Raw genomic sequence first — 25,524 nt, 5'->3', positions numbered from 1 at the left:
TTTTGCCGTTGACGTTGCGTTCGCATGCATCGACCGACCACCCCGCACGCGAACGCCCTTGCACGCTCACCTCATTGCATCACCGCTTGTCGGTGATCGTCGTGTTGACGGCCTGCCCGGCGATCGTCACGTTCGTCAGCGTCATCGCGTTCACGTTGAACGCATAGATCGGCCCCGGCGACGTGACCGTCGGCGTGCCCGACGCGACCGGCGTGCCGAAGTCGCAGTTGCTGATCGTCACGCCGGAGATCGGCTGCACGGCAGGCGTGGGCGGTGTGCCGTTGTAGTCGAACGCGACGGGCCCCTGCGCGACGATCGCCTGGAAGCACGACGCGGTCACGCCGTTCAGCGTCACGTTGCTCGCCTTCACGTCCGAGATCGTCACGTTCTGCACGACCGGCGGACGCGTGCGCACGGCATCGTTCGCCGGCTGGTAGTCGCAGTCGAACGTGACGATGCCGCCCTGCGCCGCGGACGGGTTCCCGGCCGACGGCGTCACGACGCCGAGCGGCACGCTCGCGTTGACCGGGCTGCCCGCGAGCAGCGCGCTGCCGTAACCGCCACCCTTCTGCGTCACGCCGTTCGGCAGCGTGACGCCCTTCACGTGGAAGTCCTTCACGTAGCCGCCACGGTTCATGTTGGTCTTCACGCGAATCGCGATGTTCAGCGGGTTGGTCTGCCAGTTCGCGTTCAGCATCGACAGGTTGGTCGCGTAGATCTGCTCGACGCCGCCGCCCATCTCGCTGCCGAGCGTGATGCCGCCGTGCCCGCTGTTCATCGTGCAGTTGCGGATCAGGTGCCGCTTTGCCGGACCGTATTCGGTGTCGCGGTCCTTGCCCGACTTGATCGCGATGCAGTCGTCGCCGGTGTTGAACGTGCAGTCCTCGCACAACACGTCGGTGCATGCGTCCGGATCGAATCCATCGTTGTTCGGGCCGATGCTGTTGGTCGTCACGCCACGGATCACGACGTTGCGGCTCGCGGTCGGATGGTGCTGCCAGAACGGCGTGTTCTGCGTCTGGTAGTTCGCCATCAGCACGTTCGTGCAGCCGATGAATTCGACCATGCACGGGCGCAGGTAGTGACCGAGGCCGAAGATGCGTTTCTCGACCGGCACGCCGGCCTCGGACAGCGCGGGCAGGTAATTCTGGTCCTGCTGCCACGGCGTGACCGGCGACGTCAGCAGCGAATAGAGCGCGTCGGGAATCGCTGGCGCGACGATCCGCAGATCGACGTTGTCCGGATTCAGGTACGCCTGACTCGGTACCGACGCACCCGCGCCGTACGCGCCCGACGAGCCCTTGTAGGTCCACCAGCAGACGCTGTTCGCGCCGCTGCCGGAGAACGGCGTCATCGCCTGCCCGTTGAGCACCGAGGTCGGGCCTTCGCCCGTCAGCGCGATGTTCGTCGCGTTGCGCGCGTAGACGGGTGCGCCGTAGTTCAGGCAATCGTTCGCCTGCCAGCGGCTGTAGTACAGGCGGCCGTTCGCGCCGCAATCGACCGGGCCGTCCTTCGCGTAGTCGGCCGGGTTCGGGCTGAAATAGATCGTGCAGTTCGCACTCAGGTGGAACGTGACGTCGCTCTGCAACACGATCGGCCCCGCGCAGTACCAGGTGCCGGACGGCACGACGACCCGGCCGCCGCCTTCGCGCCGGCACGCGTCGATCGCCGCAAGAAACGCCGGGCGAGAATCGAACGCGCCGGGCGCGGTCGTCAGTTCGGAACCGGGGCTGACCGGCGATTTCGCCACCGGGTACGGCGACGTCTGCGCGACCGTCGTGCAGGCGCGCGCGCCGAAGTGCGTCACATCGAAATCGCGCCCGCGCCGGGCGAGCCGCGACACGTGCGCGAGCGACGCGGCGATGCGCGCCGCCGCGCCATGCTCGCCCCACACGAGATCGACCGCCGACGTATTGGACATGGGGCCTCCGGCCAGCGCCCGGGTCGCCGCGAACGGTCCACCGAGCATGGCGCCGCCGGCGAGTGCGCCGGTCCAGCCGATGAAGGCGCGGCGTGACACCCGCTTCGACGAGGGCGACAGGGCGGACGAAGACGAACGGCGGCGGTGGGCGGCCATGGGCACTCCTTCAGTGTAGGGGGTATCGATGCGCCGGGCGGCGGATCACTATTCATACGTCGTCGTACTACATCGCGCAGTCTAGTCGCGACCTGCACCGAACACGTATTTGTCGTTTACCCTGTTTTCACTGATTTAATGCCATGGATGTGTGCGCACACTCACATTTGGAAATGTTGCTTTAGAGATATGTTGTCGTATGTTTATGCGCAAAAACTTTGACTAAAAATCCCCGGTGGGCGATGTCCACCGGGGTGATTTCCCTACTCGCCGGACGCCGCGACGGCCCCCGCCGCCGGCTCGCGTCCCGCTGAAGCCGCCGGCTCGAACACCAGCACGAGGTCACCGCGATAACGCCCGTTGGGTGACGCCGCGTCACCGGCGACCGGCGCTTGCGCGCTGATCTTCACGTTGCGGGTTTCGTCGTAGCCGTCGAATCCGTCGTGTCCGCGGCTCACCAGCGTGATCGGGCGAGCGGCGCCCGGCGTGATGTCCGCCTTGCCTGCGCCGCCCGTCATCAGCACGACCTTCGCGTTAGCCATGTCTTCGTGGCCGTTCGACAGCCGCAGCGGCTGCAGCAACATGACGTTGAAATCGGGATACGTCGTGCGCACGCGGATCGGCAGCGTCGCCGCGAACGTCTGTTGCGTGCCGTCCGTCGCGCTCAGCTCGACCACGTCGTACGCGGTGTTGTCCGGCTTCGACGCGAACAGGCTGTCGCCGATATGCGCGGTCAGCGTGATTTTCTTGACGATCATTTGTGGCGACGTCGGGCCTGCGTGTGCGATGCCGGTCAAGGCGCTGCAGGCGACGAATGCGGCGAGATGGGTTCGGATTTTCATTGTGTTGCCCCGCATGCTGGAAAGTTGGAATCGGGCGCCCGAACCCGTCCCATCACCGGCCAATCCGGGATCCAACTATCCCGAAATTAGCTGGCAATATCCCCGTCGAATTCGCTGTGCCCAGCCGGGTACGCGCGCGATCGAGTCGGCCGGAGTCGATCGCAACCACCTACCGGGTTCGCGCGCCGGCCAATACCGGCCTGCTCGTGTGAACCCGTCGCGCCACGGCATGCAACAACGATAGGCCGCGAAAGACCCGTTAAACATTCATGGAAACCTTCACGTCCCGGTGCGTCTTTCATTCACCTGTGCCATCTTGAAATCAAATTGGACGCACCGGCGAATCCCCGCCACCCACCCGCCTCGGTAATTCCGCGTCTGTTCAGCCCCCTGCCGCCCGCGCTATCGTTTCCCCTTCTTCACAGCCCAGGAGCTGCCTTTGCCTTCCCGCCACGGAGTCGACCTCATCCGCGCCCGCGCATTGTTCGATCGCGAGCGCCAAGCGTTCACCGAAGCCATGCCGGTCTCCCGCGCCCTGTCCGCGGAAGCATCCGAGCACTTGCTGTTCGGCGTGCCGCTGCACTGGATGCAGGACTGGTCGACACCGTTCTCGCTGTATGTGAAGGAGGCGCGCGGCGCAACGTTCACCGACGTCGACGACCATCGCTACGTCGATTTCTGTCTCGGCGATACGGGCGCGATGTTCGGCCACGCGCCCGAACCGGTCGCCCGCGCGCTCGTCGAACAAGCCACGCGCGGCTACACGACGATGCTGCCGAGCGAAGACGCCGCATGGGTATCGCGCGAACTCGCACGCCGCTTCAAGCTGCCGGTCTGGCAATTCGCATTGAGCGCCAGCGACGCGAACCGCTTCGTGCTGCGCTGGGCGCGCGCGGCCACCGGCCGCAACACGATCGTCGTGTTCAACGGCTGTTATCACGGCACGGTCGACGACGTGTTCGTCGATCTCGTCGACGGCCGCCCGGTGCAGCGCGACAGCCTGCTCGGGCAGTCCTACGATCTGCTCGCCAACACGCGCGTCGTCGAATTCAACGACCTGGCCGCGCTTGAAGCCGCATTGAAGGACGGCGACGTCGCGTGCGTGCTCGCCGAGCCCGCGATGACGAACATCGGGATGGTGCTGCCCGACGCGGGCTTCTGGGACGCCGCGCGCGAACTGACGCGCCGCTACGGCACGCTGCTGGTGATCGACGAGACGCACACGATCAGCAGCGGCCCCGGCGGCTACGCGGTCGCGCACGATCTCGAACCGGACATGCTGGTGGTCGGCAAGCCGATTGCGGGCGGCGTGCCGTGCGCGGTGTACGGCTTCAGCGCGGAATTCGCGGAACGCGCGAAGCAGGCGAAGCTGAACGCGCCACCCGGCCATTCGGGCATCGGCACAACGCTCACCGCGAACATGCTCGCGATGCATGCGATGCGCGCGACGCTGGCCGAAGTCGCGACCGACGCCGCGTATGCGCACATGTTCGAACTCGCCGCACGGCTGGCGACGGGCCTCGAGCAGGCGATCGCGAAACACGGGCTGCCGTGGTGCGTGACGCGCATCGGCGCGCGCACCGAATTCCAGTTCGCGCCCGAGCCGCCACGCAACGGCACGCTGGCCGGCGCGCAGCTCGACAGCGAACTCGAACACATCGTGCACCTGTACCTGCTGAATCGCGGCGTGCTGATCACACCGTTCCACAACATGATGCTCGTGTGCCCGCAGACGACGGCCGACGATGTCGACCGGCTCGTCGCGCAGTTCGACGCGTGCCTGGGCGAACTGGTGTGACGTGATGTGATGCACCGTGCGTCCGGCTCGCCCGCAGCGGCGCTGCCGGACGCACGCCCGGCGCGACTTCCGCAGTTCAGTCGGAGCGCGCACTCACTTCCAGCGCCACACGCAGCGCCTCACGCGTATCGCCACGGCTACTTCGGCAGATCCGTCGCATCGACCTGCGTGCCGGGCACGCCTGCGGAGCGCGCACTCACTTCAAGCTCGTCGCGCAGCGCCACGCGCGTATCGACGCCGCCCGAGCCCGGCCCCGACGCCCGCCCGACATCGAGCGCCGGCAGGATGTAGCCGTTCACCATCCGCCGGAACAGCTTCACGTTCTCCGCATCGCGCAGGCCACCGTCAATCGGCAGCACGCCCGTCATCACGATCACCGTGTTGCGCTTCGGCAGCACCGTGATGAATTGCCCCTTGAAGCCCATCGCGTCGAATTCGGGCTCGCTCTCGACGATGTTGTTGATCCACCAGTAGTAGCCGAAATGCGGCGACACACGCGGCGCCGTCATCTGCGCGATCCATGCCTGCGGCACCACCTGCCGCCCCTGCCAGCGCCCACCGTCGAGCACGAGCATGCCGATCTTCGCCATGTCGACCGCGCGCAGCCGCAAACCCCAGCCGGCCGACACGAGCCCCGTGCGATCCGCACGCTCCCATGTCGCGCGCTTCATGTCGAGCGGGGCGAACAGATGCGCCTGCGCATAGCGCTCGACGGGTTCGCCGGCCGCCGCGCTCAACATCGCTGACGCGAGGATCGGGTTCACGTCGGTGTATTCGAACGCGGTGCCGGGCGCGACCTTCGGCGCGGCCGAAGCAGCAAGCTTCAGCCGGTCGGGCGCGGTGTAGTAGATCGGATCGTCCTTCGGGCTGAAGTCGTAATGCAGGCCGCTCGACATCGACAGCACGTGCTTCAGCTCGATGCCTCGCTTGTCCGCGAGCGCGCCGCCGAGGTCGGGACGCCACGCGGCGAGCCGCGCGGCCACCGGCTCGTCGAGATGCACGGCGCCCTGATCGACCAGGATGCCCGCGACGAGCGACGTCACGGCCTTCGTCACCGAGTACAGCTCGTAGGTCGAATCGCGCGACGCCTTCGCGCCGTAGCGCTCGAAGATCAGCTTGCCGTCCTTCACGACGAGCAGGCTGTACACATCGAGCTTCTGCTCGCGGATCCAGCGCGACAGCTCGACGAGCTTGCGCGAATCGACGCCGACGTCCTCCGGCGCAGCGGCTTCGATACCGGTTTCATGCAGCGGCGGCCGTGCATCGGCCGCGTGCGCCGCCGACATCGTCGGCACCGGCGCGAGCGCACCGCTGCCGATCAGCAGCGTCGCAAGCCGCGCGAGCAGCCGGCGCACGAAAGGCACGGCGCGCGATGCGGGCCGTCGCGAACCGGGCCATGCATCCGGATTGGCGATCATGTTCGTTATCCTCATCAAATCTCCGGCGCATCGTTGAATGCGGCGGCCGTGCCGGGCACGCCCTTCGTCTCGCGGCTGCGCGCCAGCTCGTCGCGCAGCGCCTGCGTCGTTTCCGCGCGCTCGACCGGCGGCTGCGCCGGCGTGAGCGCGGGCAGGATGTAGTCGCTCACCATCCGGCGATACAGGTTCAGGTAGGTTGCGTCGCGCAAGCCGCCGTCGGTCGGCAGCAGGCTCGTCATCACGACGACCGCGCGCTGCGCGGGCAGCACCGTGATGAACTGCCCCTTGAAGCCCATCGCGCCGAATTCCGGCGTGCCGTGTTCGACGACGTGGCTGATCCAGCAGTAGTAGCCGTAATCGGCCGCGGCCGGCGACGGCGTCGTCATCTGCCGCACCCAGCCGGCCGGTACGACCTGCTTGCCGTTCCACTGACCGTGGTCGAGCAGCAGCATGCCGATCTTCGCCATGTCGACCGCACGCAGCCGCAGGCCCCAGCCGCCCGCCACCGCACCGGTGCCGTCGGCGCCGCTCCAGCGGTAGTGCGCGAAGCCGAGCGGCTCGAACAGCCGCTTGCGCGCGAACTCGTCCTCGCGCTCGTGCGCGGCGATCGACACGGCCGTGCCGACCAGCACCGGGTTCACGTCGATGTAGTCGAACTGCGTGCCGGGCGTCTGCGCCGCACGGCTTGTCACGGCAACTTTCAGCCGGTCGGGCGCTTCGTAGTACAGCGGATCGGTGCCTTCGCGCGTCGTGTAGTGCAATCCGCTCGACATCGACATCAGGTGCCGCAGCTCGATGTCCTGCTTGTCCGCGAGCTCACTCGCGAGATCGGGCCGCGCGGCCGCGATCAGCGGCGCGACCTTCGTCGACGGGCCGAGCTTGCCCTCGCCGTCGAGCACGCCGGCGAGCAGCGCGGTAATCGTCTTCGTCACCGAATACAGCTCGTAGTTGTGGTCGCGCGTGAGGCCGTCGCCGTAGCGCTCGAACACGATCTTGCCGTCCTTCACGACGACGAGGCTGCGCACGTCCATCCGGTCGTGGCGCAACCATGCCGACAGCCGCACGAGCGGCGCCGAATCGACGCCGACCGATTCGGGCACGACGCTCGGCATGTCTTGCGGCGCGCCGCCTGCGGCCAGCGCCGGGCCGCCGCACGAACCGGCGACGATGGCCGCGGCCGCGATGCCGCGCATTGCGTGGGAAACGCTCATTCTTGCTCCTGTTGAAACCTGCGCCCGCGGCAGCGCGCGGGCCTTCACCTCAATCGAGGCACGGCTTGCCGGCCGGCACGAACTGCCCGCGCCCCGGTTCGGCCGCGAGCAGCCGGCCGTCCTCGACGAGCAGCTCGCCGCGCGAGAAGCAATGACGCGGCCAGCCCGTCACCTCGATCCCTTCGTACGGCGTGTAGTCGACCGCATGATGCAGCGACGCATTCGCGATCCGCACGCGCTTGTCCGGATCCCACACGACGATGTCCGCGTCGGCGCCGACCGCGATCGTCCCCTTGCGCGGATACAGCCCGTACAGCTTCGCGGGGCGCAGCGACGTGAGCTCGACGAACTGGTGCAGCGACAGCCGCCCGTGACGCACGCCGTCGAACAGCAGCGGCAGCCGCGTCTCGAGCCCCGGAATCCCGTTCGGGATATGGTCGAACGAAACGGCCTGCCCGCCCGGATGCTTGCCGCACGGATCGTCGTAGTTGAACGGCGCATGGTCGGACGAGAACACCGAGAATACGCCCTGCTTCAGCGCCTTCCACACGGCCTGCTGGTTCGCCGGATCGCGCGGCGGCGGGCTGCATACGCACTTTGCGCCTTCATAGCCGTGATCGTCATGGCCGAGATCGGCGGCCGTCAGATACAGGTATTGCGGGCAGGTCTCGGCGAGGATCGGCAGCCCGCGCGACTGCCCCCAGCGGATCTGCTCGATCGCCTCCGCGCCCGACACGTGCACGATCAGGATCGGCACGTCGACGAGCTCCGCGAACGCGATCGCACGATGCGTCGCTTCGCGTTCGACCACGGCCGGCCGCGCATGCGCATGGAAACGCGGCGCGACGTGGCCGTCGCCGAGCAGCCGCTCGGTGAGCCAGCCGATGCAGTCCGAATTCTCCGCATGCACCATCACGAGCGCGCCGTGCTCGCGCGCGACCGACAGCACGTCGAGCATCTGGCGGTCGTTCAGCTTCAGGTCGTCGTAGGTCATGTACACCTTGAACGACGTGTAGCCGTTCGCGATCAGCCGCGGCAGCTCCTCGGCCAGCACGTGCGGCGTCGGATCGGCGACGATCAGGTGAAAGCCGTAGTCGACCAGCGCGCGCCCGTCGGCGCGCCGGTGATAGTCGTCGACGGCCGCCTGCAGCGACTGCCCTTTCGCCTGCGCGGCGAACGGGATCACGGTCGTCGTGCCGCCGCACAGCGCCGAGCGCGTGCCGGACAGGAAATCGTCGGCCATCCGCAGCCCGTCGGGCATCGGCTGGTCGAGGTGGCAGTGCGCATCGACGCCGCCCGGCATCACGAGCATTCCGCTCGCATCGAGCTCGCGCGACGCGCGCGGCAGCCCGTGGCCGAGCATGGCCACGCGCCCCGCGCGAATGCCGATGTCGCACGAGAACCGGTCCGCCGCCGTGACGACGTCGGCGTGACGGATCACGAAATCGAGATCGTTCGACATGGCGCCCGCCTCAGATCACTTCGCCGAAGAGACGGCCCCAGCCCTTCACCTGCCGCGTGTCGTAGTCGGCAAGCTGCAGCGACTTCCACACGACGGTCGAGATCGTGTCGTAGATCGGGATGCCCGTTTCCTCCTCGAGCGCCGGCACCAGGTGCGCGGCATTCAGGTTCGTGCAGAAGATCGAGATCGCGCGCGGGCCGGCGGCCGCGACTTCGCGCACCATGTTGCCGATCTCGTCGCCCGTCACTTCGGAGAACGAGAAATTGACCTTCAGGTTCAGGTGGCGCTCGGCGATGCAGTTCAGCCCCGAACGGCGATAGTTGTCGACGATCTTCGTCTGCACGTCGTCGAGATACGGCGTGACGAGGCCGAATTCGTGCGCGTTCGTCTTCTTCAGGATCTCGTTGAGCGCGAGCACCGACGTGGTGGCCGGAATGCCGGTCGCCGCGGTGATGCGCTCGCACAGCCGCTCGTCGGCCTCGAAGCCGAGCCAGCCCGACGACGTGCCGTTCCATGCGATCACGTCGACCTTCGCGTCGGCGAGCAGCATCGCGGCCTGGATGATCTTGTCGTCGTCGAACTGGCCGAGCGCCTGGCCCGTCAACGAGATCTCGGTGACCGGAAAGCGCGCGAAGTGCGCGGACACGCCCGGCAGGCCGGCGACCATCGCGCTCGTCAGCGGTTCGAGCGACGTGTTGGAGGACGGGGTGAGCATGCCGAGCAGGGTACGTTTCTTCATGATGGGTTTCTCTCTACCAGTGAATGCAGTCGATGCAAGGAAAGGGGCCGGTCAGACGGGGAGCTTGTTTTCGTAGTCGATCGCGCTGGAGCACACGAGCAGGCCGACGCCGGCCGCCGCGAACACCATCAGCGCAAGGAAGTAGGAGCCGGTGAACTGCACGATCGCGCCGACGACGATCGGCACGGTGACGCCGCCGATGTTGCCGCCGAGGTTCATCAGGCCGCCGAGGAAGCCGATCTTGTTGCGCGTGCCGAGCGACGACGGGATGCACCAGTACAGCCCGCACCAGCGCAGGAAGAACAGCGTCGACGACAGCAGCGCGACGCACACGACGGGGTCCTTCACATACGCGACCGAGAAGATCGACACCGTGGCGATCACCGCGGCGATGCCGAACAGCGTGCGCATCACGACGTTCGGGCGGCCGCCCGCGGCCTTCCACTTGTCGGCGATCCAGCCGCCGAGCAGTTCGCCGACGAAGCCGCTGAAAAAGATGATGAAAGTCGAGCCGCCCATCTGCTTGATGTCGAAGCCATGAACCTTGTGCAGGTAGTTCGGCATCCACGTGAGCAGCCCGTAGAACACGCTGTTGAAGCACATCCAGCCGAAGAACATGCACCACACCGAGCGGTACTTGAAGAAGTCGCGCGAACGGCCCGACGCGCCGGCCGGCTCGGCCGCGAGATCGCTCGCATGCGACGCCTCGATGTATTCGGCTTCGAGGTCGTTGACGCCCGCATGCTCGCGCGGCGAGTTGCGGATGTAGTGCCACGCGAGCAGCCCGGCCAGCACGGTGCCGACGCCGGCCACCGCGAACGCGAGCCGCCACGAGCCGAGCACCGCGATCAGCCCGGCGATCAGCACCGCGCCCAGGGCCGCACCGAGCGGCGCGCCGCCGTCGAGCAGCGTGGCGCCGCGGCCGCGCTCGGTCTGCGTCATCCAGATCGCGTTGAGCTTGCCGCCGGCCGGGTAGATCGGCGCTTCGGCCGCGCCGAGGCCGAGGCGCGTGAGCAGCAGCGACGGTGCGTTCGTGCACAGCGCGGCGATCGCCTGGAAGAAGCCCCAGAACACGGTCGCCGTCGCGATCACGATGCGCGGCTTGAACCGGTCGGCCAGCATCCCGCCCGGGATCTGCATCACGGCATAGGTCCAGAAGAACGAACTGAGGATCAGACCCTCCATCGCGGGCCCGATATTGAACTCCTGCGAGATGTAAGGCATGGCGACGGACAGTGACGCGCGATCGACGTAGTTGATCGCGATGAGGCTCAGCATGACGACGAATATCTTCCAGCGAACAGCGGATTTGCCGACCGTCAGGGCGGCGACACCGGAGGTTGAAGACATGGACGGACTCCAGGAGTGAACGAGGATGGTCGGGACGTCGCGCAACGTGGAGCCGAGTATAAGATTAGAAATTTATAATTACCTCTAGCGTAAACACTTGGTTTGATTGAGATTCTTATATCACGATGTTGGTGCAGGGTAAGCCCCGATATCGTGATAAGCTCGCACCATCATGAGCCAGACACCCCGCAATCCCCTGCTTCTGCGCACGCGCGGCATGGCCGCCGAGATCGCCGCGCGCCTGCGCGTGATGATCGACGAGGGCGAATTGCCGCCCGGCGCGCGGATCGACGAAAAGGAACTCAGCCTCGCGTTCGACGTGTCGAAAACGCCGCTGCGCGAAGCGCTGAAGGTGCTCGTCGCGGAAGGCGCCGTCACGCATCGCCAGTACATCGGCTATCGCGTCGCGTCGATCGACCTCGACGACCTGGTCTCGACGTTCGAGCTGCTGCACGGGCTCGAGGCGATGGCGGGCGAGTTGCTGCGCCAGCGGATCGGCACGGCGACGCTCGCCGCGCTGCAGGCGAAGCACCGGAAGATGGTCGAGTGTCATGAAGCCGGCAAGCGCGTCGAATACTTCCGGCTGAACCAGCAGATTCATCAGATGATCGTCGACGCGGCCGGCAACCCCGTGCTGTCGGGCATCTATGCGTCGCTGATGTCGAAGGTGCACCGCGCGCGGGGCGCCGCGAACACGGACACGCTGCGCTGGGCCGAGTCGCTGCACGAGCACGAGGACATCATGGCCGCGCTTGCCGACCCCGACCATGCGGTGCTGCCGCAGGTATTGCGCAGCCATTCGGAAAACACCGCGCGCGAGGTGCTCGCGATCCTCGATCGCGCGCGCGCGGCCGACGCGCCGGAGCAGCGCTCGGCCGGCGCGTGAAGGCTGCCGACTGACGCTCCGCTAGGCCGCCCGCAACGCGCGCCGCGCCACTTCCGCGAAATACCGCGCACCGACCGGCAGGATCGCGTCGTTGAAATCGTACGTCGCGTTGTGCAGCGGCACACCGCCGTGGCCGGCCACCTCGCCGTTGCCGATGAACACGAAGTTGCCGGGCACCGCCTGCAGGAACGCGCCGAAATCCTCCGAGATCATCATCGGCTGCACGTCGGCGTTCACCGCGCTGGCGCCGGCAATCTGCGCGGCCGCCTGCACGGCCGTGCCGACCCATTCCGCGGAATTCACCGTCGGCGCGAATTCGTGCGTGTACTCGAACGTGCACGCCGCGCCGTGCGTGCGGCAGATCCCTTCGCTGATCTCGCGCATCCGCGTTTCCAGCAGCGCCTGCACGTCACGCGAATAGCTGCGCGTGTCGCCCTTGATCGTCACCGTCGACGGCAGCACGTTGCGCAGCCCGTCGGTCAGGAATTCCGTGCACGAGATCACCGCCTGCTGGCCCGGGTCGAGATTGCGCGACACGATCGTCTGCAGCGCGAGCACGATCTGCGAGCCGATCACGATCGGATCGATGCCCATGTGCGGCCGCGCCGCATGCGTGCCGCGCCCGTCGATCCGGATCACGAAATTGTCTTCGCTCGCCATGATGCCGCCCGCGCGCGTCGCGAACGTGCCTGCGCGCATGCCCGGCATGTTGTGCGCGCCGAAGATCGCGTCGACCGGAAAGCGCTCGAACAAGCCGTCGGCCATCATCGCCTTCGCGCCGCGGCCATGCTCCTCGGCCGGCTGGAAAATGAAGCGCACCGTGCCGTCGAAATCCTTGCGCTCGGCCAGCAGTTGCGCGGCGCCGAGCACCATCGACATGTGGCCGTCGTGTCCGCACGCATGCATCTTGCCGGGCGTGCGCGACGCATGCTCGCGGCCCGGCGCGTGCTCGGCGATGTTCAGTGCGTCCATGTCCGCGCGGATGCCGATCGCGCGCTTGGCCGTACCGACCGTCAGGTTCGCGACGAGCCCCGTGCCGCCGATCCCGCGATGCACATCGAGCCCGAGCGTCGTCAGGATGCGCGCGACGTAGTCCGACGTGTTCACTTCTTCGAAACCCGTTTCCGGATACTGGTGCAGATGGCGGCGCCAGGTCTTCAGTTGGCCCTGCAGCGTGCTTTCTTCGATTGCATCGATTGCGTCCATTGCGTTCGCCTCGTCGGTCGTCATGTCGTTCAGGCCGCCACCGCCGCGCGGTTCAGCCAGTCGCGCTGCCGCGCGAGCACCGCATCGGCCGTCTCGCCGACGCAGTTCCGGTACACGGACGGCGCCGTCGCGCCTTCCGTATTGATCGCCAGCACGCGCGCATTCGCGTCGAGCCCGACCTGCCGCGCGAGCGCCGGGTCGCGCATCAGCACCGCCAGGCCCGCCACGCCGGCCGCGCCCGATTCGCCGGCGACGACCGGCACGTCGCGTTCACTGCCGGCCGCGAGGCCGCGCATCGCCTGCACCGCGTCTTCGTCGTCGATCAGCATGAAGTGGTCGATGCACATCTCGAGGAAATCCCACGCGAGCGGCGACGCCTCGCCGCACGCGAGCCCGGCCATCACCGAATCGACGCTGCCGGTCGCCTTCGTCGCGCGCCCCGCGAGCGCGCTCTGGTACAGGCAATCGGCCTGCCGCGGCTCGACGACGACGAAGCGCGGCCGCTGCACGCCATCGCGCTCCCACAGATAGCTCGCGACGCCCGCGGCGAGGCCGCCCACGCCGCCCTGCAGGAACACGTGCGTGAACGGCCGCCCGTCGTCCTGCGCCGCCTGCGCGGCGGCTTCGGCGGCGATCACGCCATAGCCCTGCATCACGTCGCGCGGAATCGCTTCGTAGCCGTCGTACGACGTATCCGACACGACATACCAGCCGTTCGCCTGCGCGAGCTGCGCGGCGCAGACGACCGATTCGTCGTAGTTCCCCGCGATGCGCACGATCCGCGCGCCGTATGCCGAGATCGCGCGTTCGCGCTCGGCATCGACGTTCGCGTGCAGCACGATCACGCACCCGCAGCCGATCGCGCGCGCGGCGGCGGCCAGCGCGCGGCCGTGATTGCCGTCGGTCGCGCTGATCACCGTCAGGTCGGCAAGCTGCGCCGCGTAGCGGCCGGTGACGAGCCCTTGCGGATCGAGATCCTGCGTGCGCCGCAGGCGCTTCACGAGCCGCACCAGCGCGATCGGCGCGCCGAGCGCCTTGAAGCTGCCGAGCGGCGAGCGGCACGATTCGTCCTTCACGCTGATGCTCGCGACGCCAAGCCGCGCGGCGAGACCGGGCAGCGCGCGCAGCGGCGTGCGCGCATTGCCGACGAGCGGCCAGTGCGCGAGCCATGCGCCGCTTTCGTCGGCCGAAGCGATGTTCATCACGCGACGCAGCGCGTTCGGGTAGGCGGTGCGCGACGCGCGCGGGTTGGCGATCAGCATGGCGGAAAGCTCCTGAGCAGGACCGCGCGCGGGCGGCCTATCGGGTGGGTCGGATCGGGCAAGCGCGGGTTGCGCTCGCCATCGGTTGGAAAAATAATATTGCGCATGCCGGTCAACAAAATCGCAAAATCGACCGCTCACACGCAAAAATTTCTCATTCTTTCGAGGTTTCACGCGCCATCATGACGACCCCACTCGATGCGTTCGACCGCAAGCTGCTGATGGAACTCCAGCGCGACGCGCAAACACCGCAGGCCGAGCTCGGCGCGCGCGTCAACCTGTCGACCGCGGCCGTGAACCGGCGGCTGAAACGTCTCGCGGAAGACGGCGTGATCGAGCGCTATACGGCCGTCGTCGCGCCGGACAAGGTCGATCATCCGCTGACGATCGTCGTAAATGTCGAGGTCGAGAGCGAGCAGATCGACCAGCTCGACGCGATGAAGCGCGCGTTCGAGCGCTGCCCGCAGATCCAGCAGTGCTACTACGTGACGGGGGAATGGGATTTCGTGCTGATCCTGGCCGTGCGCAACATGGATCAGTACAACGCGCTCACGCGCGAGCTGTTCTTCGCGAACAACAACGTGAAGCGGTTCAAGACGCTGGTGAGCATGAGCCGCGTGAAGGTCGGGCTCGAGGTGCCGGTCGATCTCGGTGAGTGAGTGAGTGAGTGAGTGAGTGAGCGATCGCACACATGAAGCGGCCGGCACGCAATCGCACGCGCCGGCCGCCTCCCATCGACGGCTACCTCAACGACAACTGAAGCTCGCGGCCGAATTCACGTCGCCCGAGCCGTTGTAGCGCGCGACCTGCGGATACGGGCACAGCGGCCGCGTGCGCCCCGCGCCCCACGATGCAGGCACATCCGCATTCGGCACCGCGTTCGTCGCGTCGCGCGCGGTGGCCACCACCGCACCGGGCGCCTGCCCCTGCTCGACCCACGCGACGAGCGGCGTCAGCAGGTCGAACTGGTCGGCCGCCGGCCCGCCCGAACAGTGGTTCATCCCCGGCACCGGATAAAAGCGCGCGAAGTCCGACGCATCGCCACCGTTCGCCTGCGCGACCTTCGCAAACCAGTCGCGCGTATCGTCGAACGAGAACACCGGGTCGCCCGTGCCGTGATAGACGAGCAGCTTCGCCCCGCGCGCCTTCAGTGCGGACAGGTTCGTCTCGTCCGGCGGCGTCATGAACGTCCACGCGGATTGCGTGTACGTGCCGTTCGTCGCGAAGATCGCCGGTGCATCGTTGTCCATGTCGAAGCCGAGCGCGAAACCGGACAGGTTCGCGAGCGTCGCGGCGCTCTTCGGTGGCGTCATGAACGTGAACGCCATCGCGGCCGGATCGAGCGTGATCGAATTCGACTGCTTCCACGCGGCCCAGCCGCTGCCGGCGATGCCCGGATCGTACGGAAAGCCCGCGTAGAGTGCCGTGCCCGCGCTATTGCGTGCGCCCGCGAACACGTTCTCGAGCGCGGTCTTCTGCGCAGGCGTCAGGCAGGCGCCCGTGCGCGTGCCGTTCGCGCAGGCCGGGATATCCGACTCGACGCTGAAGTGCGCCTGGCAAGCGGCAACGTCCTGCACCATTCCGTCGGCCGCGCCGTCGAGCGCATCGCATTTCTCGAGGATCTTCGCGCCGACGAACTGCCGCTCGGCATCGGTGAAGCCGCTGCGGATGTCCGGCAGCCCGTTCGATCCGGTCGCCGATGCGATCTTCGCGAACTGCTGCGCGCCATACATCTCGCCGATCGCCGCCTTCGGCAGATGAAAGCCCGGATCGCCCGCGATGATCCCGTCGTAGTCGGCCGGGTTGCGCACCGCCGTGACCATCGCGTGACGGCCGCCGTTCGAGCAGCCGTCGAAATAGCTGCGGTCGGGCGCCTTGCCGTACGCGAGCCGGATCACCTGCTTCGCCATCGGCGTGAGCGCGTCGACCGCGCCGTAGCCGTAGTCGATGCGCGCCTGCGGATCGAGGCCGAACAGCGGGTTCTGCGCGGCACTGTGCCCGGAATCGGAACTGATCACGGCGAAGCCCTGGTTCAGCGCATCGTTCAGCGGCCCGCCGCCGCCGATCTCGCCGGTCGCGGTCACGACGTTGCCGTCGAGCCCGCCGTTCGCCTGGTAGAAGAAGCGGCCGTTCCACGCCTTCGGCAAGCGCATTTCGAAGCCGATTGCGTAGGTCTTGCCGTCGACCGCGCTCACGCGCTCGTTCATCTTCCCTTCGATCACGCAGTGCTCGGCGATCGGCTTGCCGGCCACCGTCAGCGCGCCGGCGGCCGCGGTCGTCACCGACGTGAACGACGTGTTCGCATACGCGAGCTTCACGGCAAGCGCGTCGCAGGTCTGCGCCATGGCGGCCGGTGTCGCAGCGCTCAGATGTGTCGGCGTGGAACTGACAGAATCGTCGCCGCCGCAACCGGCGAGCATGGCCGCCGCGGACAGCGGTGCGATACAGAGGAATGCAGATTTTCTGTTCAAGATATCTCCCGTTCGTCAGGCTGCCGGATCAAAACATGTGCCGCACGCCGACCATCGCGCCGAGCTGCCCCATCCCTTCGCCGGGCGTCGTGCCGGCGCCGCCGCCGCTGACCGCGTAGCGCGCATGCGCGCTGTTCCACAGATACGACGATTGCGCATAGACGGCCGTGCGCTTGGTCAGCAGATAGGTCGCGCGCAGCGTGGCCATCGTCGCGCGCGTGTCGTGCGCGCTGTTGACGATCCGGTAGCCTTCGCCGTCGACGACGAAATCCGGCTTCACCGCATACGACGCGCCGACGAAGAACAGGTCCGAATGCGCGCCGGGCGCGGCCGGCGAACCGGTCGACACGCGCCGCCCGATCCAGCCCGCGCCGATCCGCGCGCCGGCGGCCTGCGCATAGGCGCTCACGTGCGTGCGCGCGTCCTTGCCGCCACTGCTGGTGAAGGGAACCGGCGCAATGCCGTCGAAGAAGTTCGCGGCCGCGCCGGTGCCGCCGCGCTGCTCCTCGTACGAGGCCGCCGCACCGAAATACGCGCTGTCGTACTTGAGCATCACCGACCAGTCGCGGCACTGCGTGGCGTCGCCCGGCACCTGCCCCGCGCACGTGCCCTGCCCCGGCGAGTTGCCGGTGCCCGCGCCGTCGCGACCGAACGAATACGCGGCGCCGAGCGTCACGCCGCGATAGGTGCCGACGTAGGTCACCGCGTTGTCGGCGCGGCCGTTCGGCACATACGCGTCGAGCGAGCCGAGCCCGTAGATGTCGGGGCCGATGATGTCCGCGCCCTGCAGCGCGAGATAGGTCATCGTGTACTGGCGGCCGAACGCGAGCGTGCCGAAGCCGCCCTTCAACCCGACGAATGCCTGTCGCCCGAACAGCCGGCCGCCCTGCCCGAGATCGCCGCCGCGCACGTTGAAGCCGCTTTCGAGCGTGAACACCGCCTGGTAGCCGCCGCCGAGATCCTCGGTGCCGCGCAGCCCCCAGCGCGACGGCAGCTCGCCCGTCACGCCCGGCATGCGCACCACGTGGTCGCCGGCCGCGTTCGCATGCGATACGAACTCGACGCCCGTGTCGATGATCCCGTACAGCGTCACGCTCGACTGCGCGTGCGCGCCCGGCGCGGCGAGCGCGCAGCAGGCGCCGGCGGCCAGCAGGCCGTTCCTTGTCTTCGTTTTCATGTTGTTGCGTCTCCAGACCTTGGTGAGTGGCGCGCTCTGACGGCGCGCATTGAAAAATGCGAAACCTCAGTCGCCGGCTTGCGGGCGGCGAATCAGCACCAGCGCGGCGATGGCCGCGACGAGCGTGACGGGGATGCTCGCGCCGATCACGACGGGCGCGCTACGGCCGGCGGCGAGCAGCGTCGCGGCCGCGAGCGGCCCGACGACGGAACCGAGCCGGCCGACGGCCACCGCCGTGCCGACGCCCGTGCCGCGCATCGCGGTCGGGTAGTAAATCGCCGCAAGCGCATACAGCACCGACTGCCCGCCGACCACGAACATCCCGGCCGCGAACGCGGCCGCCGCGAGCGATGCGAAGCCGGGCGCGGCCGCGAGCGCGGCGAGCGACAGCACGATCCCGACATACATGCCGCCGACCACGCGCGACGCGCGCATTCGGTCGAGCGCCGCGCCGATGCCGAGCGCGCCGAGCCCCGCGCCGACGTTGAACGCGATCTGCACGAGGCCGACGTGCTCGCGATCGAGCCCGCGCGCGGCCATCAGCGACGGCAGCCAGTTCAGCAGGAAGTAGAGGACGATCAGCGTGCAGAAGTAGCTGACCCACAGCGCGACCGTCGACGTCGTGCGGCCGTCGCCGAACAGCGTGCGTGCCACGCTCGCGCGTGCGGCCTGCGTGCCGGCGACGTCGAGATACGCGCGTGACTCCGGCAGGAACCACACCAGCAGCGGCACGAGCAGCAGCGGTCCCGCGCCGCCGACGTAGAAGATGTGCCGCCATTCGGTATCGCCGGCGAGCAGCACGCCGATCAGCGACGCGATCACGCCGCCGAACGGAATGCCGCAGTACATCGTCGCCACCGCGCTGCTGCGCGAGCGCGGCTCGACCGCTTCGGACGACAGCGCGATCAGGTTCGGCATCGCGCCGCCGAGCCCGATGCCGGTGAGCACGCGCACGACGACGAGCATCGCGAAGGTCGACACCTGCGCGGTGGCGATCGACAGCAGCCCGAACAGCGCGGCCGACGCGATCAGCACGCGCTTGCGGCCGATCCGGTCGGCGAGCCGACCGCCGAGCATCGCGCCCGGCAGCAGCCCGAAGGTGCCCGCACTGAACGCAATGCCCATCTGCGATACGGAGAGCCCGAATTCGCGCGCCATGCGCGGTGCTGCGACGCCGACCGATTGCAGGTCGAGCCCTTCGAGAAGGGCGATCGCGAAACACAGTGCGAGCGTGGTCGCAACCGTGGGTTTTTCAGCAACGTAAGTGTTCATCCTGTCTCCTGTCTCCGGTCGGCTGGAGTGAGTGCTTGAGCACAGCCCCATGCACCGCATTCCCATGTCTTGTCTTGTAGTCGTTCGCCCCGCAACTACCGCCGCGCGCCGCCGGCCAGTGGCGAAGCGGCGCGCGAGGTGTCGTCCGAACGACCGCTTTTATCAGGCAGCCTGATTCAATGGCCGCAAGAATGCCTGCCGGTCACGTGGCCGGCCGGTCGTTACGCCTGCTTGCCCCTGCTCGTACCTGCTGACTGCCTACGCGTAAATCACGTCGGGATCGCGCCGCGCCGGGTCATACAGCGCGTCGATCGTCGCCGCGCGATGCTTCTGCACGGCCGCCTGGTTCAGCGAACCCTTGTCGGTCGCTTCGCCGAGATCGAGCGACGGCGGCGTGTCCATCAACCGGATGCGCGCGACGAACGTCGAGCCGCCGCTCGCATGCCGGTTCAGCGCGGCAAGCCACGCCGCGAACGCCGCGCGCACGGCCGGCGCGCGCAGTACGTCGGCGACCGGTGCGTCGGCAGCAAGCCCCGCCAGCGCACGGCACGCATCGACACGCGGAAACACCAGCAAACCGATATCGTCGCGATTGATCCCGGTGACGACCACGTCCTGCACGTACGGCGCCCCGCTCGACACCGCGTTCGCGCGCAACGGCCCGACGCTCACGAACGTACCGCTGCTCAGCTTGAAATCCTCGGTCAGCCGGCCGTCGAACAGCAACCCGAGTTCCGGCCGCTCCGGATCGGCAAACACGCCCGCGTCGCCGCTGCGGTAATAGCCTTCGTCGTCGAACACGTCGCGCGGATCGACGTCCGCGTGCCAGTAGCCGCGCATCACGTTCGGCCCCTTGAAGCGCAGTTCGAGCTTGCCGCCGTACGGCACGAGCTTCGCGTCGCAACCGGGCGCGGGCAGCCCGATATAACCGGCGCGCATCAGCGGCCCCGTCGTGAACAGGCACGACGGCGACGCCTCCGTCATCCCGAGGCCGGCCATGATCCGGATGCGCTCGCCGCAATGCGCGTCGGTCACGCGGTCGAGCCGGTCCCACGCAGCCTGCGACAGCCCCGCGCCACCGAAGAAATACAGCTTCACGCGCGAGAAGAACGTGTCGCGCAGCGCGGCGTCATTTTCGAGTGCGGCGGTCAGCTCTTCCCAGCCCTTCGGTACGTTGAAGTAGATCGTCGGCGCGATCTCGCGCAGGTTGCGCACGGTTTCGTCGAAGCGGCCGGGCACCGGGCGGCCGTCGTCGATGTACAGCGTGCCGCCGTTGTACAGCGCGATACCGAGGTTGTGACTGCCACCGAACGTGTGATTCCACGGCAGCCAATCGACCAGCACCGGCGGCTCGCGCGTCAGTTCGGGCATCGTCTGGCGCAGCATCTGCTGGTTGCTGCACAGCATCCGGTGCGTGGTCGGCACGGCCTTCGGCTGCTTCGTCGAACCGGACGTGAACAGGATCTTCGCGAGATGGTCGGGGCCGACCGCCGCGTGGATTGCATCGATCGTGCGCGGGACGGTGGCGAGCAGGCGTGACAGCGGCACCGCGCGGCCCTCGGCATCGACATCGGCATCGTGCGCGACGACCAGCGCCGCATCGGCCGGCAGCGTCGCATCGAGCGCGCGCGTGAACGGCGCGCGTTCGGCGACGAACACCGCGCCCGGCCGAAGCACGCCGAGCGTGTGTCGCAGCTTGCCGTAGTCGGTCGACACCAGCGAATACGCGGGCGAGATCGGCGAGTACGGTACGCCGGCCAGCATCGCCGCGAACATCAGCTGCAAGTGTTCCAGATCGTTGCCGGACAGCACCGCGAGCGGACGCTCGGCCGACAGGCCGAGATCGACGAGGCCCTGGCCGAGCGCGCGGGCGCGTTCGAGCATCTGCGCATAGGTGATCTCGATCCAGCGGCCGTCGGCGCCGCGCCGCGCGGCCAGCACGCGGTCGGCGTGCGCCTGCGCACCGCGCACGAGGCAGTCGGTCAGGCGCGTCGGGTAGTCGCCAAGCGGTTCGCGCGAACGCAGGTACCACGCGCCGTTATCCGCGCGACGAATCTCGGCCGCACCGACGGCGACGGCCGCCGCGCGATATCGCACGCCGCTCGTATCGTTCGCTGGCCCGCTCGCGGGCGTCGCAACATTCATCGTCGGCTCGCTCATATCGGGTAGTGACGCGGCGTGGTCTGCACGGTGATCCAGCGCAGCTCGGTGAATTCGGCGATCGATGCGCGGCTGCCGAAGCGGCCATAGCCGCTCGCCTTCGTGCCGCCGAACGGCATCTGCGCCTCGTCGTGCACGGTCGGGCCGTTGATATGGCAGATCCCCGATTCGATCCGGCGCGCCACCGCCATCGCGCGCGCGACATCGCGGCTGAACACGCTCGCCGACAGACCGAACTCGCTGTCGTTCGCGAGCGCGACCGCTTCGTCGTCGCTGTCCGCGCGCAGGATCGCGACCACCGGCGCGAACGATTCCTCGCGATACAGGCGCATGTCGCGCGTGACGCCGTCGACGATCGCGGGCTGCATCGTCGCACCTTCGACGCGGCAGCCGAGCGGCAACTGCGCGCCATGTGCGCGAGCGTCCTCGACGAGCAACGCCGCGCGCGCGGCGGCCGCCGCGTCGACCATCGTGCCGAGCGGATGGCCTGCGAGCGGATCGCCCGCGACGAGCGTGCGCGCCTTAGCGGCGAGCCGCTCGACGAGCGCATCGGCAATCGGCCGCGCGGCGATCACCCGCTCGGTCGACATGCAGATCTGCCCCTGGTTGAAGAACGCGCCGAACGCGATCGCGTCGACGGCCGCATCGAGATCGGCGTCGTCGAGCACGAGCACCGGCGCCTTGCCGCCGAGTTCGAGCAGCACGGGTTTCAGGTGCGCGGCCGCGTGGCACGCGATGATGCGCCCGACGTGCGTCGACCCGGTGAAGTTGATCCGCTTCACGTGCGGATGCGCGATCATCCGCTCGACGAGTTCGGGTGCATCGGCCGCCGCGTGCGTAATCACGTTGACGACGCCCGCACCGAGCCCCGCTTCGTCCAGCACCGCGCCGATCAGCGCGTGTACGCCGGGGCACGCTTCGGATGCCTTCAGCACGACCGTGTTGCCGCATGCGAGCGGCATCGCGAGCGCACGTGTGCCGAGGATCACCGGCGCATTCCACGGCGCGATGCCGAGCACCACGCCGCACGGCACGCGCATCGCGAGCGCGAGATTGCCGGGCACATCGGACGGGATCACGTCGCCGGCGATCTGCGTCGTCATCGACGCGGCCTCGCGCAGCATGTTCGCCGCGAGCGTCACGTTGAAGCCGAGCCAGCCCGGCGTCGCACCGGTTTCGGCGACGCCCGTCGCGATGATCTCGTCGATGCGTGCGTCCATCAGGTCGGCCGCCTTCAGCAGCCGGCGGCGCCGCTCGGTCGGCGCGAGCGCCGCCCACGCGGGGAACGCGCGGTGCGCGGCGTCGATCGCCGCATCGGCGTCGGCAATACCGGCCGCCGGCGCGCGCGACGCGAGCGCGCCGATCGCGGGGTTGAATCGGTCGAAGGTCCTGCCGTCGCGGGCGGTGCACCACTCGCCGGCGATCAGCATCCGTCTGTCGGTCATGTCGTCTCCTGCCTTGCCTGTCTCTTGCGGTTGCGTGGGCGGTTCATCTGCGCTCGCGTCAGCGCTTGTATGCCTGCAGGCCCGGCTTGATCGTCTTGTCGTCGAGGAACTGCTTCAGCCCCTGCTCGCGGCCGCGCTCCGGATCGCGCAGTTGCGCCTGGTCGAGCTTCGCATACAGGTAATCCTCGCACTGCTCCCACGTGAGTTCGCGCGAACGCTTGAAGCCATGCTTCGCCGCGCGCAGCACGACCGGGTTCTTGTCCATCAACCGCGCGGCGAGCGCGATCGTCGCGTCGCGCAGGCCGGAGAGCGGCACGCTGCTGTTCACGAGGCCCATTTCCGCCGCGTCCACGCCGGTGAACGTGTCGCCGGTCATGATGTAGTGCAGCGCGCGGCGATGCCCGACCGTGTCGGCCATCGCCTTGCTGACGAGGTTGCCGGGCGGGATGCCCCAGTTGATTTCCGACAGCCCGAACACCGCTTCGTCCGCGGCGATCGCGAGGTCGCACGCGACGAGCGGCGAGAACCCGCCGCCGAAGCACCAGCCGTTCACCATCGCGATCGTCGGCTTGTTGTACATCCGCAGGCGGCGCCATTGCCATTCCGACGCATCGCGGCGCACCTTTTCCTGCAGCGCGTCGGAGCCGCCGTCGATCTCGCGGAAATATTCCTTCAGGTCCATGCCGGCCGTCCACGCGGCGCCCGCGCCGGTCAGCACCAGCACCTTCGCTTCGTCGTCGAACTCGACCGCGTCGAGGACTTCCAGCATCTCCCGGTTCAGCGTCGGGCTCATTGCATTGCGCTTGTCCGGACGGTTCAGCGTCACCCATGCGATGCCGGCCTCCACGTTCACTTCCACGGTCTGCCAGCGGTTGTCGTACTTGCTCATGTCTGTTCCTGTCGTTCGTTCCTGTGCGATTCGGTGCGCAGCATTCCTGCTGCGGACGGCTTCATTTAATATCAGGCTACCTGATATTGCAAGCGTCACGAGCGGCGGTGTAAACCCGGAGCGGAAAGCGAGAGGAAACGACGGAATCAGGGAACGGTCAGGCGACCGGCGATGGCGCGTACGGAGCGAACGCGGGCCCGAGGGGCCCACATCGTAGAGATTCGGTAAGCGATCAGCCGCGCAGGTTGCGCGAGAACAGTTCGAGCGCGCGCTGCACGTGCGCGGCGTCGTCTGCGGAGACGTCGCCAAGCATCCGCGTTTCGAGCGGGCGCAGGACGGCTTCGCATTCGCGCAACATCGCCGCACCTGCGTCGGTCAGCGTCAGCAGGATGATGCGGCCGTGCGACGGGTCGGCTTCGCGCGTGACGAAACCGCGGGCGGCCATCACGCTCATCACTTCGTTCGCCGACTGCGGCGTGATCCACGAGCGCTCAGCCAATTGCGCGTTCGACGACGCGCCGCGCGCCTCGAGCACCGACAGCGCCGTGTATTGCGCGAGCGTGATGCCGAGCGGCGCGAGCGCGTCGGTCATGTGGCGGCGCAGCAGCCGGTCGAGACCACCGATCACGTAGGTCAGGCGCTGCTGCACGCGCGCCTTCGGCTTGTCGCCCGTCGCGCGGGCGGTGTTCTTTGCGGCGCTTTTCGGGTTCGCGGGCTTGGTCGGGGTGGAGCTCATGGCGCGGGCAGGATGGGATTGCGGGCCATCTTACCAGCAGGTCGAGGGGATGAACGGGGTGTTCCGGAAGCTCGACGGCGTCGGCGCCGCTCGTGCATGCGCGGTGGACTGCGGACCTCAGCGCGAAGTCCGCGGCGTCAGCGACATCCCATGAACGGGATCGCTTGCGTGAATCCGCGATCAGCCGCGCAGCGTGCCCGCGAACCGCGCGGTCGGCAACCCCGCGTAGCGTGTTTGCGCGACGAACACGCCGCCGGCATCGGCATCGCTCGCAAGCGCATCGTCGCTCAAGCCGACACGCGCGCTCGTCACGTACAACCGGCCTTCGCCATCGAGCGTCACGCAGCTCGGCTGCGCGGTCGGCACGGCCACGCGATCCGTCTCGACGCCGTCCGGCCCGTAGCGCACGACGCGCCGGCCGCCCCACTGTGCATTCCACAGCCCGCCGTCGCGGTCCATCGTCGAGCCGTCCGGGTCGCCGTCCGCATCGGTCAGCCGCGCGAACGGCCGCACGTTGGCCACGTTGCCGCCCGCGCGGTAATCGCACACGAGAATCTCGCGCACCATCGAATCGCAGAAAACCATCTTCGAACCATCGGGAGAAAACGCGATGCTGTTCGCGATCGCCGCCGCCGGCAATGAAAGCCGCTCCAGCGTGAGGTCCGGATTGAGCCGATGGAACCCGCCGACCGCTTGCGGCGGCTCGCTGCCTTCGTCCTTCATCCCGAACACGAACGCGCCAAACGGATCGCAGCGCCCGTCGTTCAGCCGCGTCGGCAGCTCGGGCTCGACGTCGACGATCCGCGTGAACGCGCCGCTGCGCAGGTCGAAGAACGCGAGATGCGTGGCAAGCCCGACGAGCAGCACGTCCGGTTCATCGGTCAGCGCGAAGCACGCGAGCCGTTCCGGCATCGGCCACTGCGCGACGTCCGAGCCATCCGCGCGGCAGCGCCACAAGCACGCGCCTTCGATGTCCGTCCAGTACAGCGCGTGCGTCGCGTCGCACCACGTCGCGCCTTCGCCGAGCGTGTTGCGGCTGTCCACGAGCAGCGCCGCCGCGCCCGGATGAATCTGTTGCATGCCGTCTCCCGATATCTGTCGCCTTCGCCGGCGGCCGCGCGTT

General features: G+C 68.1%; 20 protein-coding genes. 3 read left to right on the top strand and 17 right to left on the bottom strand.

The window, feature by feature from the left end:
• Positions 1 to 79 precede the first annotated feature (79 nt).
• On the bottom strand, positions 80 to 2,077 hold the full coding sequence (locus KEC55_RS27345) for a glycoside hydrolase family 28 protein (protein WP_282508226.1): 1,998 nt from the start codon (positions 2,075 to 2,077) through the stop codon (positions 80 to 82).
• Between the two features lie 263 nt (positions 2,078 to 2,340).
• Positions 2,341 to 2,919, bottom strand: a complete 579-nt coding sequence (locus tag KEC55_RS27340) for a hypothetical protein (protein ID WP_282508225.1) — start codon at positions 2,917 to 2,919, stop codon at positions 2,341 to 2,343.
• Between the two features lie 439 nt (positions 2,920 to 3,358).
• On the opposite strand from KEC55_RS27340, the gene KEC55_RS27335 reads away from it, so the two are divergent.
• A complete protein-coding gene (locus KEC55_RS27335) occupies positions 3,359 to 4,717 on the top strand; it encodes an aspartate aminotransferase family protein (protein WP_282508224.1) in 1,359 nt (452 codons plus the stop codon).
• Positions 4,718 to 4,854: 137 nt separating this feature from the next.
• Here KEC55_RS27335 and KEC55_RS27330 read toward each other — a convergent pair whose 3' ends face one another.
• The 5 genes from KEC55_RS27330 to KEC55_RS27310 are packed head-to-tail and all read right to left on the bottom strand — an operon-like array spanning position 4,855 to position 10,897.
• A complete protein-coding gene (locus tag KEC55_RS27330) occupies positions 4,855 to 6,135 on the bottom strand; it encodes a serine hydrolase domain-containing protein (RefSeq protein WP_282508223.1) in 1,281 nt (426 codons plus the stop codon).
• A 14-nt stretch (positions 6,136 to 6,149) separates the two neighbouring features.
• Entirely contained in the window at positions 6,150 to 7,346 is a 1,197-nt protein-coding gene (locus KEC55_RS27325; RefSeq protein WP_282508222.1) for a serine hydrolase domain-containing protein, read from the bottom strand.
• 49 nt (positions 7,347 to 7,395) lie between these two features.
• Positions 7,396 to 8,808, bottom strand: a complete 1,413-nt coding sequence (gene hydA / locus KEC55_RS27320; protein ID WP_282508221.1) for a dihydropyrimidinase — start codon at positions 8,806 to 8,808, stop codon at positions 7,396 to 7,398.
• A gap of 10 nt (positions 8,809 to 8,818) precedes the next feature.
• Positions 8,819 to 9,547 carry a maleate cis-trans isomerase family protein gene (locus KEC55_RS27315; protein WP_282508220.1) on the bottom strand — a complete coding sequence of 243 codons (729 nt, stop codon included), beginning with the start codon at positions 9,545 to 9,547 and terminating at the stop codon, positions 8,819 to 8,821.
• Positions 9,548 to 9,598: 51 nt separating this feature from the next.
• Positions 9,599 to 10,897, bottom strand: coding sequence for an MFS transporter (locus tag KEC55_RS27310; protein WP_176047770.1), 1,299 nt, complete (start codon positions 10,895 to 10,897; stop codon positions 9,599 to 9,601).
• Positions 10,898 to 11,069: 172 nt separating this feature from the next.
• On the opposite strand from KEC55_RS27310, the gene KEC55_RS27305 reads away from it, so the two are divergent.
• The gene (locus tag KEC55_RS27305) at positions 11,070 to 11,783 is read left to right on the top strand and encodes a GntR family transcriptional regulator (protein ID WP_282508219.1); all 714 of its coding nucleotides are present in this window, start codon (positions 11,070 to 11,072) and stop codon (positions 11,781 to 11,783) included.
• A 21-nt stretch (positions 11,784 to 11,804) separates the two neighbouring features.
• Here the strand turns inward: KEC55_RS27305 and KEC55_RS27300 are convergent, their stop codons facing one another.
• A complete protein-coding gene (locus tag KEC55_RS27300) occupies positions 11,805 to 12,989 on the bottom strand; it encodes a M20 aminoacylase family protein (RefSeq protein ID WP_282508218.1) in 1,185 nt (394 codons plus the stop codon).
• A 29-nt stretch (positions 12,990 to 13,018) separates the two neighbouring features.
• Complete coding sequence (locus KEC55_RS27295) at positions 13,019 to 14,251, bottom strand: diaminopropionate ammonia-lyase (protein ID WP_282508217.1); 1,233 nt, start codon at positions 14,249 to 14,251, stop codon at positions 13,019 to 13,021.
• Between the two features lie 182 nt (positions 14,252 to 14,433).
• On the opposite strand from KEC55_RS27295, the gene KEC55_RS27290 reads away from it, so the two are divergent.
• Positions 14,434 to 14,910, top strand: coding sequence for an Lrp/AsnC family transcriptional regulator (locus KEC55_RS27290; RefSeq protein ID WP_282508216.1), 477 nt, complete (start codon positions 14,434 to 14,436; stop codon positions 14,908 to 14,910).
• Between the two features lie 87 nt (positions 14,911 to 14,997).
• On the opposite strand, the gene KEC55_RS27285 is transcribed toward KEC55_RS27290, so the two are convergent.
• The 8 genes from KEC55_RS27285 to KEC55_RS27250 form a co-directional block, all read right to left on the bottom strand.
• Positions 14,998 to 16,722 (bottom strand): tannase/feruloyl esterase family alpha/beta hydrolase, encoded by a 1,725-nt coding sequence (locus KEC55_RS27285; protein WP_282508215.1) that lies wholly within the window; start codon positions 16,720 to 16,722, stop codon positions 14,998 to 15,000.
• A 28-nt stretch (positions 16,723 to 16,750) separates the two neighbouring features.
• Positions 16,751 to 17,899 (bottom strand): porin, encoded by a 1,149-nt coding sequence (locus KEC55_RS27280; RefSeq protein ID WP_282508214.1) that lies wholly within the window; start codon positions 17,897 to 17,899, stop codon positions 16,751 to 16,753.
• A gap of 66 nt (positions 17,900 to 17,965) precedes the next feature.
• Positions 17,966 to 19,171, bottom strand: coding sequence for a 3-(3-hydroxy-phenyl)propionate transporter MhpT (mhpT, locus tag KEC55_RS27275; RefSeq protein WP_282508212.1), 1,206 nt, complete (start codon positions 19,169 to 19,171; stop codon positions 17,966 to 17,968).
• Between the two features lie 258 nt (positions 19,172 to 19,429).
• Positions 19,430 to 21,331 carry a feruloyl-CoA synthase gene (locus KEC55_RS27270; protein ID WP_432626301.1) on the bottom strand — a complete coding sequence of 634 codons (1,902 nt, stop codon included), beginning with the start codon at positions 21,329 to 21,331 and terminating at the stop codon, positions 19,430 to 19,432.
• Positions 21,328 to 22,776: an aldehyde dehydrogenase gene (locus KEC55_RS27265; protein WP_282508209.1), complete on the bottom strand. Its 1,449-nt coding sequence runs from the start codon at positions 22,774 to 22,776 to the stop codon at positions 21,328 to 21,330. The genes KEC55_RS27270 and KEC55_RS27265 overlap by 4 nt, the downstream gene beginning before the upstream one ends.
• A 58-nt stretch (positions 22,777 to 22,834) precedes the next feature.
• Positions 22,835 to 23,665 carry a p-hydroxycinnamoyl CoA hydratase/lyase gene (locus KEC55_RS27260; RefSeq protein WP_176047780.1) on the bottom strand — a complete coding sequence of 277 codons (831 nt, stop codon included), beginning with the start codon at positions 23,663 to 23,665 and terminating at the stop codon, positions 22,835 to 22,837.
• Positions 23,666 to 23,897: 232 nt separating this feature from the next.
• Entirely contained in the window at positions 23,898 to 24,401 is a 504-nt protein-coding gene (locus tag KEC55_RS27255) for a MarR family winged helix-turn-helix transcriptional regulator (protein WP_282508208.1), read from the bottom strand.
• 180 nt (positions 24,402 to 24,581) lie between these two features.
• Positions 24,582 to 25,481 (bottom strand): SMP-30/gluconolactonase/LRE family protein, encoded by a 900-nt coding sequence (locus KEC55_RS27250; RefSeq protein ID WP_282508206.1) that lies wholly within the window; start codon positions 25,479 to 25,481, stop codon positions 24,582 to 24,584.
• Positions 25,482 to 25,524: the final 43 nt, after the last annotated feature.

It is taken from the genome of Burkholderia cepacia (assembly GCF_029962485.1).
GTDB lineage: Bacteria > Pseudomonadota > Gammaproteobacteria > Burkholderiales > Burkholderiaceae > Burkholderia.
This window is presented reverse-complemented; position numbering and strand designations above follow the sequence as displayed.